We start from the raw sequence: 17,868 nt of genomic DNA on the forward strand, positions 1-17,868 counted from the left end.
CGAACTGTTCTTCCGCGACAACACCATGATGCTCTTCGCCGACGCCAAGAAAATGGTCGAAAATATCGTCAAAGCACTCGATCACTGACAAGGGCTCAATCGAGTTAACAAAGGCCCGCCAGACTTGGCGGGCCTTTTGTTTGATCAGATCAGTATTCGCAGTTTCCGCTTAAGCTGCCTCTCGCAGGTACGCGAGTTAATCGGCGGCAATCTTCTCCGGATATAAAGAAGCCGCGACAGCTGCAGATGCGCTCAAAGACTATTCCTAAGCGGATGAGCCAGGACAACGACAAAGCGTTTGCCCTTGGCGCGAATCAAGAAGTCTTGCGTGTGCGAGCCAGCCCGTCGCGTGCGGGCTTGTAATTGGGATCCAATTGCACGGCCCTGGCGTAGGATTTCGCAGCGCGGGCTTTGTCGCCGCGATGTTCATAGATTAGCGCCTGATTGGCCCAACCCTCTGCGATGTCACCATCAAGTTTGATTGCCGTATTAAAATCATCGAAGGCATTGTCATCGTCGCCAAGCGCGACGTAGGAGATTCCGCGACCGTTATAGGGCTCCGCTGCATCGGGCTGCAAAGAGATGGCTGTGGAGAAATCCTCGATCGCCTGCTTGTGCTGGTTGCGCGCCTGATAGATCAGGCCGCGGTTGTGATAGGCGCGTGCGTCCGTCGTGCTCAACTGGATGGCTTGGTTGAAATCATTCAGAGCCTGATCCAGTTGCCCTTGTTGGCGATAAAGGTTGCCCCGGCCAATATAGGCGGCATCGTATTGCGGATTGATCTGGATTGCCTTGCTGTAGTCCGCAGCCGCCTGGGCCGTGTTGCCCATGTTGCGATAGACGAGCGCGCGATTGGCGTAAGCTTGGTAGAAATTTGGGTTCAGTTGCAGCGCCGTATTGAAATCCTTAATTGCGTCACTGTTCTTGCCGGCACGACCATAGGCCGATCCGCGGACATTATAGGCTTCCGGATCTTTGGGATTGTTGCGGATAACGTCGTTAAGCGAGCTAATATTCTCGGTGGAACCCTGCGCCTTATCGATACCAGTCATGTCCGTGGTCGAGGTGCTCTGGCATCCGGCGATCGCAAGCGCGAGAACAGAGGCAATGACGAGTCCTGTGACACGTAATGTCTTAGGGGCCGCCCAGATTGCGCGATGTGAGGCCAGTTCAACCGGATGTGTCATGTCTTATGTGTCCCGTTCAATGAAAAGCCGTAAAGGCCTTATTGTTCCGATGGCACCAAACGAAAAAGGGCGGTGTGACGCAAGCCACTCCACCCCGTAATCGGGTCAAGGCGTCGATGAATCGAAGATCAACGAGCCGCTGAAGCGCGAACCGGTGTCTTTTTCACAGGCATTGGAAGAAGGCCTTCGCGCTGGGCCTGCTTGCGAGCAAGCTTGCGGGCGCGGCTGATTGCCTCTGCCTTCTGGCGGGCGCGCTTGATCGAAGGCTTTTCGTAATGATCATGCATCTTCATTTCGCGGAACATGCCTTCGCGCTGCATCTTCTTCTTGAGAACGCGGAGAGCCTGATCAACATTATTTTCGCGTACGAGTACCTGCACGTTTTATCCTGTATCTCTTAGAATTTCGTTGAGCCTGACCTTAATCCCTAATCTTTGACCATGGGACAACAAACCAGACTTCGCGACGGTCATCCATCGCAAACTAGGGTGGCCATTATCAGAAAGTTCCGAGTATGTCCATGGTTCTGTTGCGGGCAATGGCGGATATTCGGATAGAAAATGCCCTCGTGCCTCGGAATTTTAAATTAACCGGCACGCAGCGCCAATCTCCGTCGCAAAATGGCAAAAGAGCTTTAAGCGGATACGATACTGATGCATAGAAGCATGGCTCTCGCTCTTAAAATCGATGTCGATTTCTGAACAGGCAATGCAAGTAAACGGGTTTGAACAATAGCTGTGCGATGGCTTAATTGCTGGGCCAAGTTGCTGGGAATGAACGATGCGGAAATATTCGGTGTTTGCCTTGGCCCGCGAGGCCATGCGTGCCCATAAAGGCTGGGATCAGCAATGGAGTTCGCCCGAACCCAAGCCGGAATATGACGTCATCATTGTCGGCGCAGGCGGGCATGGGCTTGCCACCGCATATTATCTCGCCAAGGAGCACGGCATTACCAATGTCGCCGTACTTGAAAAGGGATGGCTTGGCGGCGGTAACACCGGTCGCAACACGACAATTATCCGGTCCAACTATCTCTATGACGAATCCGCCGGTATCTACGAGCACGCTGTAAAGCTTTGGGAAGGTCTCAGCCAGGACCTCAATTACAACGTGATGTATTCGGCGCGCGGTGTAATGATGCTGGCGCACAACATCCACGACGTGCAGGTGTTCAAGCGGCATATCCATGCCAACCGGCTCAACGGCATCGACAATGAATGGCTGACGCCGGAAGAGGTCAAAGAGTTCTGCCCGCCAATCAATCTTTCAGCGGATGCCCGCTATCCGATAATCGGCGCAGCGCTGCAACGGCGTGGTGGCACCGCCCGGCACGATGCCGTCGCCTGGGGTTACGCCCGCGCCGCAGCTGATCGCGGCGTTCACATTATCCAGAATTGCGAAGTGACGGGAATTCGCCGTGCGCCAAATGGAGCAGTTGTGGGGGTCGATACCAATCGCGGCCCGATCAATGCCAAGAAAGTCGGCGTTGTGGCAGCTGGCCATACCTCTGTCATTATGAACATGGCTGGCGTGCGCATGCCACTCGAAAGCTATCCGTTGCAAGCGCTCGTATCCGAGCCGGTCAAGCCGCTCATCCCCTGCGTAATCATGTCCAACACGGTTCACGCGTATATCTCGCAATCGGACAAAGGTGAGATGGTCATCGGTGCTGGCACCGACCAATACACGTCCTATTCGCAGACCGGCGGTCTCCACATCATCAACCATACGCTCGATGCGATCTGCGAGATGTTCCCGGTTCTGACACGATTGAAGATGCTGCGCTCCTGGGGCGGTATTGTCGATGTGACGCCGGATCGCTCGCCGATCCTGGCCAAGACGCCCGTGTCCGGGCTCTATGTTAATTGCGGCTGGGGCACCGGAGGTTTCAAGGCGACACCGGGCTCGGGCAACGTGTTCGCTCATACGATCGCTCGCGACGAGCCCCACCGCATCAACGCGCCGTTCACGATTGAGCGGTTTACCACCGGCCGCCTCATCGACGAGGCCGCAGCCGCTGCCGTTGCGCACTGATTTTCAAGAAACGAGATAGAACCATGCTTCTCATCAAATGCCCTTATTGCGAAGAAGAGCGTCCGGAACTCGAATTCCGCAATGCAGGGGAAGCACATCTTGTGCGCGCCAATCCGATCATCGAGCAGTCGGACGACGATTTTGCCGGTTTTCTCTATTTTCGCCAAAATCCTAAGGGGCTGCAATTCGAACGCTGGCGTCATATTCATGGTTGCGGCCGGTTCTTCAATGCGGTGCGCGATTCTGTCTCGGACAAATTCCTGACGGTCTACAAGGCCGGCGAGCCACGTCCTGACGTGAGTACGCTGCTGTCACCGGCGGCTGCCGAAACCGACACCCCCGTCATGAAACGCCCCCGTGCCAAGAAAGTGGAGGTATAAGCCAATGAGCACCTCTCCCCACTCCGGCAGTAACCGTATCCCGGGCGTAGGCCGCTTGACCCCGGCGAAGACCGTTCGCTTTACATTCGACGGGCAGAGCCTGACCGGCCTCGAAGGCGACACGCTTGCCTCGGCACTACTGGCCAACGGCATTCATCTCGTTGGGCGCTCGTTTAAGTATCACCGGCCCCGCGGCATTCTCTCTGCAGGCAGCGAAGAGCCGAACGCGCTGGTCGATATCGAACGCGACAAATCGCGCAAGCAGCCAAATGTGCGTGCGACCGTGCAGGAGATCTACGACGGTCTCAAGGTCAAATCACAGAATCGCTGGCCGTCGCTGACCTTCGATGTCGGGGCGATCAACGATGTGTTCTCGCCGATGTTGCCCGCCGGCTTTTACTACAAGACTTTCATGTGGCCCAAATTTGCCTGGAAGACAATTTACGAGCCGAAGATTCGCGCCGCTGCCGGGCTCGGCGTGGTTCCGGACGAGGCCGATACCGACCGCTATTCCAACCGGTTTGCTCATTGCGACTTGCTGGTTGTCGGCGCCGGTGCCGCTGGTCTGACTGCAGCTCTCAGCGCAGCGTCGAGCGGAGCAAGCGTGATCATCTGCGACGAGCAAGCCGAGCCAGGCGGTGCCCTGCGTTATGAAAGCGATGTCATCATCGACGATCTGCCCGGTTTTGAATGGGCCGCTGCAGCGATCGCGAAGTTGCGCGCGTTGGACAATGTCACCGTCCTGACCCGTACGACAGCGTTTGGCTACTATGCCCAGAATTTCGTCGGTCTGGTAGAACGCATCAGTGACCATTTGAGCAATCCGGCGTCCGATATGCCGCGTGAACGGCTATGGCAGGTTCGGGCGAAAAAGGTCGTGCTCGCCACAGGTGCTATCGAGCGGCAGATGGTCTTTGCCAACAATGATCGCCCGGGTATCATGCTTGCTTCGGCGGCGCGAATATTCCTCAATCAATATGGCGTTGCCATCGGCCGGAAGGTCGGTGTCTACACCTCAAACGATTCGGCCTATGCGGCGGCGATCGACCTCAAGCGCGCGGGTATCGACGTGCCCGTCATCGTGGATACGCGCGACAATCCAACGCCGGCCGTCGTGGACGCTGCCCGCTCACTCGATATCGAGGTTCTGACTGGCCACGCCGTTTTCAGCGCCGGCGGCAAGCGGCGCGTGTCGTCGATGTCGATCCAGCCGACGAGGGGCGGTAGCGAACGGAAGGTCGCCGTCGATGCGTTGATCATGTCCGGCGGCTGGACGCCATCGGTTCATCTGTTTTCGCAGTCCCGTGGCAAGGTCGCATGGGATGCGGCAAACGAGCGCTTCCTGCCGGGCACCTACGCGCAGGAATGTGTTTCGATAGGAGCCTGCAACGGAACCGACGGTTTGCAGGCAACGCTAGACGAGGCCCATGCAGCAGGCGGAGGCAAAAGCAAGCCTATTGTCGCGACTGGCGGTACCAATTGGATCGGGGGCATGATCGGCTCGGCGCCCGGCTCCGGTGCCGACACAACTGTCAAGGCTTTCGTCGACTTTCAGAACGACGTTACGGCCAAAGATGTACGGCTGGCCGTGCGTGAGGGCATGCATTCCATCGAGCATGTCAAGCGCTTTACAACCAATGGCATGGCGACCGATCAGGGCAAAACCTCGAACCTGCATGGCCTCGCCATCGCTGCCGAGGCGTTGAACCGGCCGATCCCGGCGGTGGGTCTGACGACCTTCCGCGCTCCATTCACGCCAGTTACCTTTGGCGCGATTGTCAACCACGCGCGGCATGATCTGTTCGATCCGACCCGCCGCACGCCTATGCACAGCTGGCACGCGACGCAGGGCGCTGCTTTCGAGGACGTCGGTCAATGGAAGCGTGCCTGGTACTACCCCCAGGCGGGCGAAGACATGCACACTGCGGTCAATCGCGAATGTGTTGCCGTGCGTAATCAGGCTGGCATCTTCGATGCATCGACGCTTGGCAAGATCGAAGTGGTCGGCCCGGATTCTGCGAAATTCCTTGAGCTGCTTTATACCAATCCCTGGGAAAAGCTTGGCGTCGGACGCCTTCGCTATGGAATCATGCTGCGCGAGGACGGCTTCATCTACGACGACGGCGTTGTCGGCCGACTGGCGGAAGACCGTTTTCATGTGACAACGACAACGGGCGGTGCGCCGCGCGTCATGCATCATATGGAAGATTACCTCCAGACCGAATTTCCGCACCTTGATGTCTGGCTGACTTCGACGACCGAGCAATGGGCTGTGATTGCCGTGCAGGGTCCGAAGGCTCGTGAGATCATAGCACCGCTGGTCCAAGGCATTGATATGTCCAACGAATCCATGCCGCATATGAGCGTGCGCGAAGGAACGATTTGCGGCGTGCCGACACGGCTGTTCCGCATGTCGTTTACCGGCGAAACAGGCTATGAAATCAACGTGCCGTCCGACTATGGCCGGGCCGTCTGGGAGGCCGTCTACGAACGAGGCAAGCCTTTGGGCCTGACGCCTTATGGCACCGAAGCGATGCATATCCTGCGCGCCGAAAAGGGCTATATCATCGTTGGCCAGGATACGGACGGCACCGTCACACCGCAGGATGCGGGATTGACCTGGGCTATCGGGAAGAACAAGACGGACTATGTTGGCATTCGCGGCCTTTTGCGGCGGGACCTGGTGGCCGACGGCCGTAAACAGCTTGTCGGTCTGAAAACGGTTGATCCGACGACGGTTTTGGAAGAGGGCGCGCAGATTGTCGCAAACCCGAACCAGCCGGTACCAATGACCATGATCGGTCACGTGACATCGTCCTATTGGTCGGAGAATTGCGGCCGCTCCATTGCTTTGGCGCTGGTGATCGACGGATCAAAGCGGCTTGGCGAAACGCTATACGTACCAATGCCGAATGGCGTGATCGAAGTGGAAGTCACCGGCACCGTATTTTTTGACGAGAAGGGGGAGCGCTTGAATGGTTGAGATCGTCCAGGCAACACGACGTCATCCGCTGCAGGCGGGCCCGCTGGATGTCGCTTCCGTCTCGGTCACCTTGGCGGACAACGCGACCCGTGTTTCGCTTCGCGCCAAGGACAATGCGCTTCCTGCGCTCTCCAAGGCACTGGGCGTGACATTGCCCGTGAAGCCGAAGACTACCGCGTCCAGCGGCGGCCGCGCAGCCCTTTGGATTGGCCCGGACGAATGGCTGATCATCGATGATGCCGATAGTGCTGTTGTTGCCGATCTTGCCAAGGCGAAAGTGCTGCATTCGGCGGTCGATATTTCACATCGCAATGTCGGGATTATTGTGAACGGCAGAGGCGCCGCCGCGGTCATCAATGGCGGTTGCCCGCAGGACCTGTCGCTGAAAACTTTCCCTGTAGGCGCTGCGTCGCGGACAGTTCTTGGCAAGATCGAGATCGTCCTGTGGCGGACAGGCGAGGACGTTTTCCGCGTCGAGTGCTGGCGATCATTTTCCAGTTATGCCTATGCATTTCTGCAGGAATCCGCGCGAGACGTCGCTATCTAGCGGATTCCGGATTTTTCGTATGTCGAACAACTTGGCAGAAGATAACTGGCCCGGGCAGTACAAACTGTAACGATTATATGCTAGTGGCGCTCAACTTTGGGCGGCCGACCACAATTGCGCCGCCGTTCGCCCCAATGAGATGCCCGGTGGCTGCAGTCTTACGCGGTCTCTTCGCATAGAGAATCGTGATGGCTGTCAGAAAGCGTCTGGTTATCAATTTTACCGGCTATGAAGGGTTGCATCCTGACAAGGTGCGCGGCCGATATTTGAACAGCTCTGCTGACTTCAGCCGCCTCTGGCACGCAAAGACGAAGACCGGACCGATGCTGGCGGAGGGGCCGAACATCGCTTCCATGCATATCGAAACCACCGGCGCAAATTGGCAGACCGAAACGGAATTCTGCCAATATGGTAGCGCCGATATTTTCGACACCTACGCTGCGAGAAACGTGGCGGCGCGTTTTGCCACGGGGCTCATGGCGTTCCTCGATATCATCTTGAGTGGTACGTTCTTTCGCTATCTCTGGACGAGTTGGCGGTTCTGCATCTTCTTCCTGTGGCCGTTTGCGTTCGCCTGCTTCGTCACGCTGGTGACAATCTGCCTCGGCCTGTCGCCACTCTTGGGCGGGTTCAACGCACTCCATCTGATCTGGACGATACCACTGGCATTGCTGTTCGGCCGGCTGCTGGTCCGTTGGCCAGGCGACAAGGTGTTCTTCTCCTATTTGCTGGATGATTGGACCGCAGCATCCGACCGTATTCACCAGCGTAATCCGAGACTGTTGCAACGCAGGCGCGAGTTTGCGGAGCATCTCGTGCGTAAATTGCAAACGAGTGATGCCGATGAGGTTGTGATCGTCGCGCATAGCCTTGGGACCGTTCCTGCCGTGGAGGCCATAGCCGATGTCTGGCGCAGCAACCCGCAACTTCTAAAACAAAAGCCCGTGTCGCTGCTGGCTGCGGGCTCGTGCCTGCTGATGATCGCCTTTCACCCGCGGGCGACGAGCTTGCGCGAAGACACAAGGGCCGTTCTCCAGGAAACGCCGGTGCTCTGGGCCGAGTTTCAGACCATCACCGACATCATCCATTTTTATAAGTCCAACCCCGCAGCTGCGCTGGCAATAACGGTCGTCGACCAACCGATCATCCGCCAAGTCCGCTTCAAGAATATTCACAGCGCTACACGCTATGCACGTGCGAAGGCCAACTTCTTCAAGATGCATTTGTTGTTTCTGAAGGGCGCACAAATCCGCAATCCTTACGATATGGGGATGTTCGTGCAAGGCCCGTTCGAATTCAGGGACCTTGTGACCACCTATCGGGAAAGCGGTGCGCCGCTTGATGCGGCCGGCAGCCTCACGTGAACCTGCTCAGTCCATTTCCGGCGGGTGTTCCAGAACCGCGATAGTGAGCCAATTGGCGACAAGCGCGGGCTTGAGGGAGTTTTCGATCTCAAGCGTTACTTCATAATTGTTGAGAACACGGCCCGAAGGGCGGATATCAGCATCCACGAGCTTGAAGCGGGCACGTACTCGCTTGCCGGATTTTACCGGCGCCATGAAGCGCACTGTGTCGAAACCGTAGTTGATGCCCATGGTCGCGCCTTCAATCATCGGGAGCGCCTCATAGGCCAATGTCGACAGCAGTGAGATCGTCAGAAAACCATGAGCGATAGTGCCGCCAAAGGGCGTTTCCGCGGCGCGTTCCGGATCGGTATGAATGAACTGATGATCATCGGTCGCGTCAGCGAACAGATTGATCATTTCCTGGCTGACCACGCGCCATTCCGAACAGCCGATTTCAGTTCCGATGGCTGCAGTGAGTTGCTTGAGCGTAACCGCTTCTTTCATAATCCCGTTTCCAAACGTAATCTCGAAACTGTTCGATAGACCGTTGCAGCCAGATTGTCATCCCTCAAGCAATTCTTGTCTAAGCGGTCCACTGCCTGATGTCGTCGCGCTCGCCGATCAGCGCAAGGCCGTGAGCGATCGAAAGAAGTTCGCCGCCGCTCTCGATTCGATCCTGGTCGAACCGCTCGGTAAAAATGCGACGGACCGCCGGAACGAAGGATGTACCACCGGTCAGGAATATCTTGTCGATATGGGCAGGCGAGGTCTTCGTCTTTTCGAGCACATCATCAAGCGCGCCTTCGATACGGGCCAGATCGCTGGCGATCCACCCTTCGAAATCGGAGCGGCGGATAGTTTTGTGGCCACCGTGCCCGAGTGGTGCAAAATCGAACGCCGCTTCATCTGCCGATGAAAGCGCGATCTTGGTGGCAGACACGGCCTGATAGAGCGGATACCCTTCGTCGTGGTCGACCAGATCGACAAAAATCTCCAGCTTTTCCGGCTCAAGGCTGTCACGGACGAGTTTTTTCAAAGCGGCAAACTCGCGCGAGGTCTTGAATATCGAAAGCTGGTTCCAGCGCCCGAAATTGGCGTACCACGAGGCGGGGACTTCGAGGGTCTTGTCGAAGCTTCGAAACAAGCTGCCTTTGCCAATCTGCGGCGCGACGATCTGGTCGATCATGCGATAATCGAAATGATCACCGGCAACGCCTACGCCAGAATGGCCAATCGGTGTCGCGTTGAGCTTTCCAGCCGTTGTTTCAAAGCGGATGATCGAATAGTCGGTCGTACCGCCACCGAAATCGGCAACCAGTACTGTCGCGTCGGTTTTGAGATTTTGGGCGAAGTAGAATGCTGCTGCAACCGGCTCATAAGCGAAGTGGATTTCCGGAAATCCAAAGCGCGTCAATGCTTCGTTGTAGCGCTCGGTTGCCAGCACCGGATCAGGATTTGCGCCGGCGAAATGTACGGGGCGTCCGGTGACCACACGCTTTATGTCCGAAGGCCAGTTGCCATCTGCATAGATTCTAAGGCGCCGCAGGAATATCTCCATCAGGTCCTCGAAAGTCTGGCGCTTGGCGAAGATCAACGTGCCCTGGAACAGCGCACTTGCGGCAAAAGTCTTGATGGATTGCAGGAAACGGCATTCGCCGGGATGGTCGATAAACTGCCGGATGGCAGCATGTCCGGCCTCGACTTTCAAAGCGGATGCGCCTGCGAGGGGGTCCTTCATGAACGACAAGGCGGTTCGCATGCTGTCAGCCGTGCCCGCCGCACTGGTGAATGCCAGCGAGCGGGTCGACGATCCATCGGCCAAGGCCATAACCGTATTTGTCGTACCAAAGTCGAAACCCAGCGCCTGAGCCACGGCAGCGCTCCTTTTGTATCGGAAATTGAGTGGTCGAGAATCTATGAAGGGCCGCGCAAAGCACCGCCTCGAATGGGAGCGCGCGTCATGGCATAGCGGGGCAGTGGATGCAAGAGACCTACGCTTGAACTTGCGGATGTTCGCTATTTTTAACGAAATCCACAAAAGCCCGAAGCGGCGCCGGCATGTGCCTGCGGCTCGGATAGTAGAGACGAGGGCCCGTAAAGCTCTGCCACCAGGGGCTGAGCACCGGGACGAGTTCGCCGCTGGCCAACGCCGGGCTCAAGTATTCCTCGAATGTATAGATCAGCCCAATACCGGCAATGGCAGCACCAACCCCGATATCCGCAGTCGAGGCAATGAGCGGACCGTTGGGGGTGATTTTTAACAGCTTGCCGTTTCGTTCAAATTCCCAGTTTAGAACAACGCCACTGGCAAAGCGGTGACGTATGCAAGCGTGATGGACGAGATCGCGCGGATGCTCGAGCTTGCCGTTGTTTGCGAGATACGATGGTGCTGCTGCAACCATGAAGCGCTGGGTGCGGGGGCCTATCGGGATTGCAATCATATCGCGCTCGATGCTTTCGTCGTAGCGTATTCCCGCATCAAATCCTGCCGCCAGCACATCGATGAAAGTGTCGACGGCAGAAATCTCCAGCGTGATTCCGGGATATGCTGCAAGGAATCGGTTGACGATCGTCGGCAGGATCTTTTGTGCCACGATGACCGGCACATTGAGCTTGAGCGTGCCGGTAGGGCTGTCGCGAAAATTATTGAGAGCATCGAGCGCTCCGGCAATCTCTCCCAGCGCCGGATCAAGACGTTCAAGCAGCTGCGTTCCGGCCTCGGTTGGTGTGACGCTGCGCGTTGTGCGGTTGAGCAATCGTACGCCAACACGCGCTTCCAGCCGGCGAATGGCTTCACTCAAGGAAGACGCCGACACACCGCGAAGCGCGGCCGCCGCGCGAAAACTGCGGGCATGCGCGACAGCTACCAACGCACCAAGGTCCGACAGATCAGGCTCAATCATTGTGCATTTTTCCGAACAACCCGTACACAATAGACGGTATTATCGCACAAACATAGTTGTTTTATATTGATGGGGAAGTTTGAAAACCGGAGTTAGAATATGCAATATCGTCAACTTGGAAAAACCGGACCGCGTGTTTCCGAAATCGGTCTCGGCTGCATGGGCATGTCGGGTATTTATGGGCCGTCCGATCGCGCCGAAAGCGTTTTGACCATTCATGCTTCGCTTGATGCAGGGATCAATCTTCTCGATACGGGCGATTTCTACGGCCAGGGCCACAATGAACTGCTGATTGCGGAGGCCTTGAAGGGCAAGAAGCGCGAAGACGTGGTAATCAGCGTCAAATATGGCGGGCTTCGCGATCCCGCGGGCGGCTGGTCCGGCTTTGACGCAAGGCCGCAAGCGACCAAGAATTTTCTCGCCTACTCGCTGCAACGCCTGGGTGTCGACTATATCGACATATATAGGCCGGCAAGACTCGATCCCAATGTACCGATCGAAGATACGGTTGGTGCGATCGCCGACATGGTCAAGGCCGGTTATGTCAAGCATATTGGCTTGTCCGAGGTTGGTGCGGCTACTATCCGGAAGGCCGCAGCCGTTCACCCAATCGTCGACCTGCAGATCGAGTATTCGCTGATTTCGCGCGGCATCGAAGACGGTATTCTCCAGACCTGCCGCGAACTCGGGATCGGGATCACCGCCTATGGCGTGCTTTCACGTGGTCTCATCAGCGGGCATTGGAAAAAGGGTAACACGGATCCGGGAGATTTCCGCACGCACAGCCCAAGGTTCCAGGGGGACAATGTCGACAAGAACTTGGCGCTGGTCGAGGCGTTGCAGAAAATTGCAGCCAGCAAGGGTTTGACGGTGGCGCAGATCGCCATCGCCTGGGTCGCGGCGCAGGGCGAGGACATCGTACCGGTGATCGGTGCGCGACGGCGCGACCGGTTGAGCGAAGCGCTGGGTGCAATCGACGTCAAGCTGACAAGAGAAGACCTGAGCGCTATCGAACATGCCGTGCCGAAAGGCGCTGCTGCCGGGACGCGCTATGCCGAAGTGCAGATGGCGCATCTCGATAGCGAAGTTGGCGTTCACCATTGAGTGCCCATCCCGGAAGCCGTACTGTTTCCGGGATGTTGTCTTGTGATTACATCGGCGGAACGACGCCGTTGGTGCCGACCACGACGCGCTTCGAGGTGAGGGTGCCATCGCTACCCTTCTCGGCGGCGACAAAGACAGTCGCGCCGGGCTTCAGATCGTCCTTTGTGGCCTGTGCAAGGGTAACGATCGGCGTGCCGTCGGGAACCGCGATCTTCTTTTCGCCGCCACGATAGGTGACTGTAAGGGTACGGCCATCGACGTCCTTGACCGCATCGGCGACCGTGGCGTTTGTCATGCTGCTATTTGGCTTCAGATCCCAGGGACGGTCGCCTTCGCCTGTGCCCTTGAGCGCAGCCGGAAAGATCACGACCTCAAGCGCGCTGTTGCCCCCTTCGCTTTTCGGCACGTTGGTTATCCCAACGAAATCGCCCTTCTTGATGTCATCCAGCGACGCCTTTGCAACGCCGCCGACAACCCAGCCATCACTCAAGGTGACAGTTGCATCCGGTCCTTCTCGTGTTTTGACGACAATGGATGTGTCGTTGAAGCTCTCGATTGTTCCACGGACATTGACCCTGTTGGACGCCTTCGTCGTCATGGTTGACGGACCCTTCTTCATCATGCTTTGGGCGCTGGCCTCCAGCGGCAGCGCCATCCCCACGCCAGCGGCCAGAGCCAGTATCGGAAGGGTCGATCTCAACATTTTTAAGTCCATGACTTTGTACTCCTATATGCACAGGCGTCCGGCGGGCGGGATTACCCAGCCGGTTTCGGCGCCTGTTTTTCCACGTGTCCGCCAAACTCGCGTCGCATGGCGGACAGGATCTTGTTGGCGAAGTCGGCGTTGCCGCGCGAAGAGAACCGTTCCTGTAGGGCAGCGCTGAGAACGGGCGTCGGTATCGCCTCGTCGATCGCGGCCATGACTGTCCAGCGGCCTTCGCCCGAATCCGAGACGCGCCCCTCATAGCTCGCGAGCGCGGGATCGCCATGCAAGGCATCGGCCGTGAGGTCGAGAAGCCACGAACTGACGACGCTGCCGCGGCGCCATACTTCGGCAATGTCCGGCAGGTTGAACTCGTATTGATAATGCTCGGGATTCTGTAGCGGTGTCGTCTCGGCATCGACCTCATGCGAGCGCAGACCAATATCCGCATTGCGCAGAATGTTGAGGCCTTCCGCATAGGCAGCCATCAATCCGTATTCGATGCCATTATGGATCATCTTGACGAAGTGTCCGGCGCCATGCGGCCCGCAATGCAGGTAGCCTTGATCGGCCGTGCTGTCGGCGACAGGGTTCTCCAGCCGGCTCGGTGTTTCGGGCACATTGCCTTTGCCGGGAGCAAGGGCGGCAAAGATGGGAGAAAGGTGTTGAACAATATCCTTTTCGCCGCCGATCATCAGGCAATAGCCGCGTTCGAAGCCAAATATACCGCCGCTCGTACCAACATCGACATAGTGGATGCCGCTGGATTTCAGCTCGCCGCTGCGGCGGATATCATCGTGATAGTAGGAATTGCCGCCATCGATGACGATATCGTCCTTGTCGAGCAGCGGGACCAATTGTCCCAGAACCTTGTCCACGACTGCAGCCGGCAACATCAGCCAGACCGCGCGGGGCTTTGCCAGTATGGCGACAAATTCCTGCAGCGACGTGCTGCCCTTGGCGCCGAGGCTCTGTAACTCCACCATGCTCTCGGCGCGCGTGTCGTAAACCACACAGTCGTGGCCATGCTTCATCAGGCGCTGCGCCATGTTGCTGCCCATACGCCCCAGTCCAATCATACCAAGCTGCATCTCGAATCTCCGCCGAAGGTTGGAATTGTTCAGAAGGCTACACCTAAACGGCGACAGGGCAATGCCACCGACAACGTAGGTCGGCATATATGGCGGCACAAGCGATGCACCTGGTCATAAGATCGTGATGGAAGACTACGGCCGAGGACAGTGGCCTACGCGTCGCCGGCCTACCGAGACAGCCAGCTGTGGCGCGCGCGCCCGCAACCGATCCGCCAAAACCAGACGAGCCGTCAAGATCATTTCAAAAATTCAATTAAATCGGGAACAATTGCATTTTGTGAAATACAGAAGACTGTATCCCATTGAAATTATGTGGCTTTTTTGCACTAGTGAATTTCTATTTTTCAATACCACCCAATTTGGCCCCTCTCACGTAGTTGCACTTATTGACAGCAGCAGACGCCTTGGGCCAATCCGTTAAGCAGCATTGCATTGCATATATTTAAAAAACTTTTTCGAGCGAAATCAAGGTTTCGCCATAGTGATTATTTTTACGCGAGGATATCGCATGGCTTGGGAATACTTAAATAGATCAGTTTCTGTAAATTTTGTTGCATTAGCCTTGATGACGATCGGTGTGCCTCAGCTATCTATCGCCCAAGAAACGCAACCTCCGGCTGCTACAGCACCACAAACTTCTGGTAATCCTGCGGGATCTGCCGCTCCAGCATCGGCACAACCTGCAACGCCTGATGTTACCTCCGTCAAATTTGAAGATTGGTATTATCGCTGTGTTGATACGCAGGTGGCTGATGGAAAAGCTGCTGCGTCGTGTGAAGTGGCGCAGATCGCTCAGGTCAAGCAGAACGGTCAGGACGTCAATATTCTGACGCTGGCAATTGCCAAGACGACGCCGGCTCCCGCTGCCAAAGGTAAAGAGGCTAAATCGCAGCCAGCGCCCGGGTCGGAGCTGTTGTTAATGGCACTGGTTCCGCTCAATGTGTTTTTGCCTTCGGGGTTTAGCATTACGGCGGCTGACAAACCCGTTGCGCAGATGGCTTACCGCAACTGCAATCAGGCGGGATGCTGGGCTCAAGTGAACCTCGATGCAAAGATGTTGACTGCGCTGCAGAAGAACAGCGATGCGGCAGGCAGCCTTCGCCTGATGAATGGTCAAAACATCAATATCAAGTTTTCGCTGAAAGGGCTGTCGGCTGCGCTGACAGAACTTCAGAAGCCTGCTTCGAAATAAGGCGGGCCTATTGATGAATTTGACTTGGCGGCACCATTTTGTGACGTGGACAGCGCTTGCTTCGTTGCTGGCGGCGGGTGCAGCTTTTGCCCGGTCTCCTACCCAAAAGTCTCCGGCAGATGATTTCGCGCGGCGGCAGGCGGAACAAGAACAGGCCGATCGGCTGGAAGCGTTGAAGAAACAGACGCCGAAACCGAATGCGGCGCTTGATGCACCACAAACCGGACCGAAGATTCAAACCGGTGGACCTTGCTTTGCCATAAACACTGTCGTCGTTGAGGGCGTAAAGCAGTTCTCGGCAAAGGACATTGCTTCGGTCACCCGGCCATACGAGAAAAAATGCGTGGGTCTTGCCGAGATCAACACGCTGCTGCGTGACCTGACCTATGTCTATCTCAATAAAGGTTACATCACCTCGCGGGCTTACGTGCCCGAGCAGGATATAAGGGCTACCCGGACACTACGCCTGATCGTGGTGGAAGGTGCGCTGTCCGATATTTATCTCAATGGCAAGCCAGCGGATTATCCGACTGTTCTCGGAACGGCTTTTCCGGGGATGAAGGACAGGATTGCGAATATTCGCGATATCGAGCAGGGGCTCGATCAGATCAACCGCTTGTCCTCGAACAATGCCAAGACAGCGATGCTGCCTGGCAAGGGCGAAGGCACATCCGTTCTCAACGTGGAGAACAAGCCGGATATCATCCCGTGGCATGTTTCCGTTGCCAACAGCAACCTTGGACAGGAGCAGACAGGCACGTCCAAAAGCTCGGTGTCTTTCCGCATGGACAATCTGCTGAGCCTCAACGATCTCATTGCACTCAATTATGAACATACCGGCCCCGATTATCCTTGGGGCGACGATGGCTGGGGGAAGAGTGACAGCTACTCGGGCACTGTCAGCATTCCCTATGGCTATTGGACGTTCTCACTTAATGGCTCGTGGTATGAATACGACAGCGAGACCCAGGGTAATTTTAGCACGATCAAGACATCCGGTGATTCCAGCCAGCTGGGCCTTGGTATCGATCGCGTCATTGGTCGCGACAAGGATTCCATCACCACCCTCAATACCGGACTGGCTTACAAGGAAACCAACAATTTCCTGCTTGGCAGTAAGATCGAAGTGGGAAGTCGGGAATATACGGTTGCCAATATTGGCATATCGCATTCGCGCCGCATGCTTGGCGGGCTCTGGGTGCTTGATGCGGGCTACGAACAGGGTCTTGATCTCTTCGGTGCGGTTGAGCGGGGTGATCCCGGCGCCGGCAATGCCAATCCGGACTTTGCCAAGTTTACGGCAACGATTAATGCAACCAAACCCATCGAGGTGGCAAAGCAGCGTTTCGAATTCAGCTCGCTCCTCACTGGTCAGTATTCTCCGGATAATCTGTTCGGTGCCGAACAAATCTCGCTTGGCAGCTATTCGAACGTGCGTGGCAGCCGGGACAGTCTTTTGTTCGGCAACAATGGCTTCTTCAGCCGCAATGAGTTTGTCTGGAGAACTTTGCCTTGGGCAAACAATGCGCTGCTGACGAAACGCCTCGGCGAATTCCGCCCCTATGTCGGGCTCGATTACGGGCATGTGTTCTCACAACAGAAGTATGGGATCCCGGAGGGCGACATGACCAGTTGGAGTGCAGGTGCACGGCTTGCCGGAGGCACTCTTTCCGCTGATGTCGGTTACTCCGGCATTTTACAAGCGAGCGCCGATACGGATCACAGCGGGCTCTTTTATTTTTCAACATCAGTGCGTTGGTAGGCAATCAGAGGGACGAATATGGATAACCAGCGATCAACAACCTTCCTACGCACCTTCACAATGATGGTCTTGTCCATTGGCTGCACCGTTGTGCTTGCCGGTTGTGTCACGCAGGATCCGCGACTTACTGCAGCTCTCAAAACCACGAGAATAGTGGACGTCCGTGTTGAATCTACTCCGGACGTCCAGATGGGCATGCCGCTTCTGAATGGCGTTACGCAGGAATCGCAAGTCGCGGCAGTCTCTCGTGTGCTGCAAAGCACATTGGCACGCGATCTCAAAGGATATCCCGGTGGCACGGTCCCAGCACGACTTGTTGTGACCTTGCATGACGTCGATGTGGCATCGGCACCCGGCCGCATTGTTGCAGGCACGAACAGTTTTATCGACGGAACGGTGCGGATCGAGGATGTGCGGACAGGAAAGCTGATCGCACAGCCACAAAGAATACGTACCAACGATATGACAGTCAGGGGCGGCGGGTTGGCCATCATTCCAGCAATGATTATCAACGCAGCCGTGACACCCAATCAGACTGCTGTTGCTGCCACTTTGGCTGAAACGTTTGCAAAGAAGGTCAAATCTTGGCTCACGCCGGCAAAAGGCTGACTTTTATGAGACCAAACGCATCCC

General features: G+C 56.5%; 16 protein-coding genes. 9 read left to right on the plus strand and 7 right to left on the minus strand.

The window, feature by feature from the left end; genetic code table 11:
• Window positions 1-314 precede the first annotated feature (314 nt).
• Together J2X72_RS14685 and rpsU are read right to left on the minus strand one after the other, a co-directional pair.
• Entirely contained in the window at window positions 315-1,187 is an 873-nt protein-coding gene (locus tag J2X72_RS14685; RefSeq protein WP_310073068.1) for a tetratricopeptide repeat protein, read from the minus strand.
• Between the two features lie 128 nt (window positions 1,188-1,315).
• Window positions 1,316-1,567 (minus strand): 30S ribosomal protein S21, encoded by a 252-nt coding sequence (gene rpsU, locus J2X72_RS14690; protein WP_112532314.1) that lies wholly within the window; start codon window positions 1,565-1,567, stop codon window positions 1,316-1,318.
• A 400-nt stretch (window positions 1,568-1,967) separates the two neighbouring features.
• On the opposite strand from rpsU, the gene J2X72_RS14695 reads away from it, so the two are divergent.
• The 5 genes from J2X72_RS14695 (at window position 1,968) to J2X72_RS14715 (ending at window position 8,495) form a co-directional block, all read left to right on the plus strand.
• Entirely contained in the window at window positions 1,968-3,221 is a 1,254-nt protein-coding gene (locus J2X72_RS14695; RefSeq protein ID WP_210003325.1) for a sarcosine oxidase subunit beta, read from the plus strand.
• A 23-nt stretch (window positions 3,222-3,244) separates the two neighbouring features.
• Window positions 3,245-3,601 carry a sarcosine oxidase subunit delta gene (locus J2X72_RS14700; protein WP_210003324.1) on the plus strand — a complete coding sequence of 119 codons (357 nt, stop codon included), beginning with the start codon at window positions 3,245-3,247 and terminating at the stop codon, window positions 3,599-3,601.
• A gap of 4 nt (window positions 3,602-3,605) precedes the next feature.
• Complete coding sequence (locus tag J2X72_RS14705) at window positions 3,606-6,584, plus strand: sarcosine oxidase subunit alpha (RefSeq protein ID WP_310073076.1); 2,979 nt, start codon at window positions 3,606-3,608, stop codon at window positions 6,582-6,584.
• Window positions 6,577-7,131 (plus strand): sarcosine oxidase subunit gamma, encoded by a 555-nt coding sequence (locus J2X72_RS14710; RefSeq protein WP_310073078.1) that lies wholly within the window; start codon window positions 6,577-6,579, stop codon window positions 7,129-7,131. The genes J2X72_RS14705 and J2X72_RS14710 overlap by 8 nt, the downstream gene beginning before the upstream one ends.
• A 188-nt stretch (window positions 7,132-7,319) precedes the next feature.
• Complete coding sequence (locus J2X72_RS14715) at window positions 7,320-8,495, plus strand: alpha/beta hydrolase (RefSeq protein WP_310073080.1); 1,176 nt, start codon at window positions 7,320-7,322, stop codon at window positions 8,493-8,495.
• A gap of 6 nt (window positions 8,496-8,501) precedes the next feature.
• On the opposite strand, the gene J2X72_RS14720 is transcribed toward J2X72_RS14715, so the two are convergent.
• From J2X72_RS14720 to J2X72_RS14730, 3 genes are all read right to left on the minus strand, one after another.
• On the minus strand, window positions 8,502-8,981 hold the full coding sequence (locus J2X72_RS14720) for a MaoC family dehydratase (RefSeq protein ID WP_310073082.1): 480 nt from the start codon (window positions 8,979-8,981) through the stop codon (window positions 8,502-8,504).
• 79 nt (window positions 8,982-9,060) lie between these two features.
• Complete coding sequence (locus tag J2X72_RS14725) at window positions 9,061-10,350, minus strand: Hsp70 family protein (protein WP_310073084.1); 1,290 nt, start codon at window positions 10,348-10,350, stop codon at window positions 9,061-9,063.
• Window positions 10,351-10,468: 118 nt separating this feature from the next.
• Window positions 10,469-11,380: a LysR family transcriptional regulator gene (locus J2X72_RS14730; RefSeq protein ID WP_310073086.1), complete on the minus strand. Its 912-nt coding sequence runs from the start codon at window positions 11,378-11,380 to the stop codon at window positions 10,469-10,471.
• A 99-nt stretch (window positions 11,381-11,479) separates the two neighbouring features.
• Here J2X72_RS14730 and J2X72_RS14735 point away from each other — a divergent pair, with 99 nt between their 5' ends.
• Window positions 11,480-12,484 (plus strand): aldo/keto reductase, encoded by a 1,005-nt coding sequence (locus tag J2X72_RS14735; RefSeq protein WP_310073088.1) that lies wholly within the window; start codon window positions 11,480-11,482, stop codon window positions 12,482-12,484.
• A 46-nt stretch (window positions 12,485-12,530) separates the two neighbouring features.
• On the opposite strand, the gene J2X72_RS14740 is transcribed toward J2X72_RS14735, so the two are convergent.
• Together J2X72_RS14740 and gnd are read right to left on the minus strand one after the other, a co-directional pair.
• Window positions 12,531-13,199, minus strand: coding sequence for a hypothetical protein (locus J2X72_RS14740; RefSeq protein WP_405044723.1), 669 nt, complete (start codon window positions 13,197-13,199; stop codon window positions 12,531-12,533).
• Window positions 13,200-13,240: 41 nt separating this feature from the next.
• Window positions 13,241-14,278, minus strand: coding sequence for a phosphogluconate dehydrogenase (NAD(+)-dependent, decarboxylating) (gene gnd / locus J2X72_RS14745; RefSeq protein WP_310073090.1), 1,038 nt, complete (start codon window positions 14,276-14,278; stop codon window positions 13,241-13,243).
• Window positions 14,279-14,789: 511 nt separating this feature from the next.
• On the opposite strand from gnd, the gene J2X72_RS14750 reads away from it, so the two are divergent.
• The 3 genes from J2X72_RS14750 to J2X72_RS14760 are packed head-to-tail and all read left to right on the plus strand — an operon-like array spanning window position 14,790 to window position 17,844.
• Window positions 14,790-15,473 (plus strand): invasion associated locus B family protein, encoded by a 684-nt coding sequence (locus J2X72_RS14750; RefSeq protein WP_310073092.1) that lies wholly within the window; start codon window positions 14,790-14,792, stop codon window positions 15,471-15,473.
• A 13-nt stretch (window positions 15,474-15,486) separates the two neighbouring features.
• A complete protein-coding gene (locus J2X72_RS14755) occupies window positions 15,487-17,235 on the plus strand; it encodes a ShlB/FhaC/HecB family hemolysin secretion/activation protein (RefSeq protein WP_310073094.1) in 1,749 nt (582 codons plus the stop codon).
• Between the two features lie 18 nt (window positions 17,236-17,253).
• Window positions 17,254-17,844 (plus strand): hypothetical protein, encoded by a 591-nt coding sequence (locus J2X72_RS14760; protein WP_310073096.1) that lies wholly within the window; start codon window positions 17,254-17,256, stop codon window positions 17,842-17,844.
• Window positions 17,845-17,868 lie beyond the last annotated feature (24 nt).

The organism is Phyllobacterium sp. 1468, assembly GCF_031455525.1.
In the GTDB taxonomy this organism is placed as follows: domain Bacteria; phylum Pseudomonadota; class Alphaproteobacteria; order Rhizobiales; family Rhizobiaceae; genus Phyllobacterium.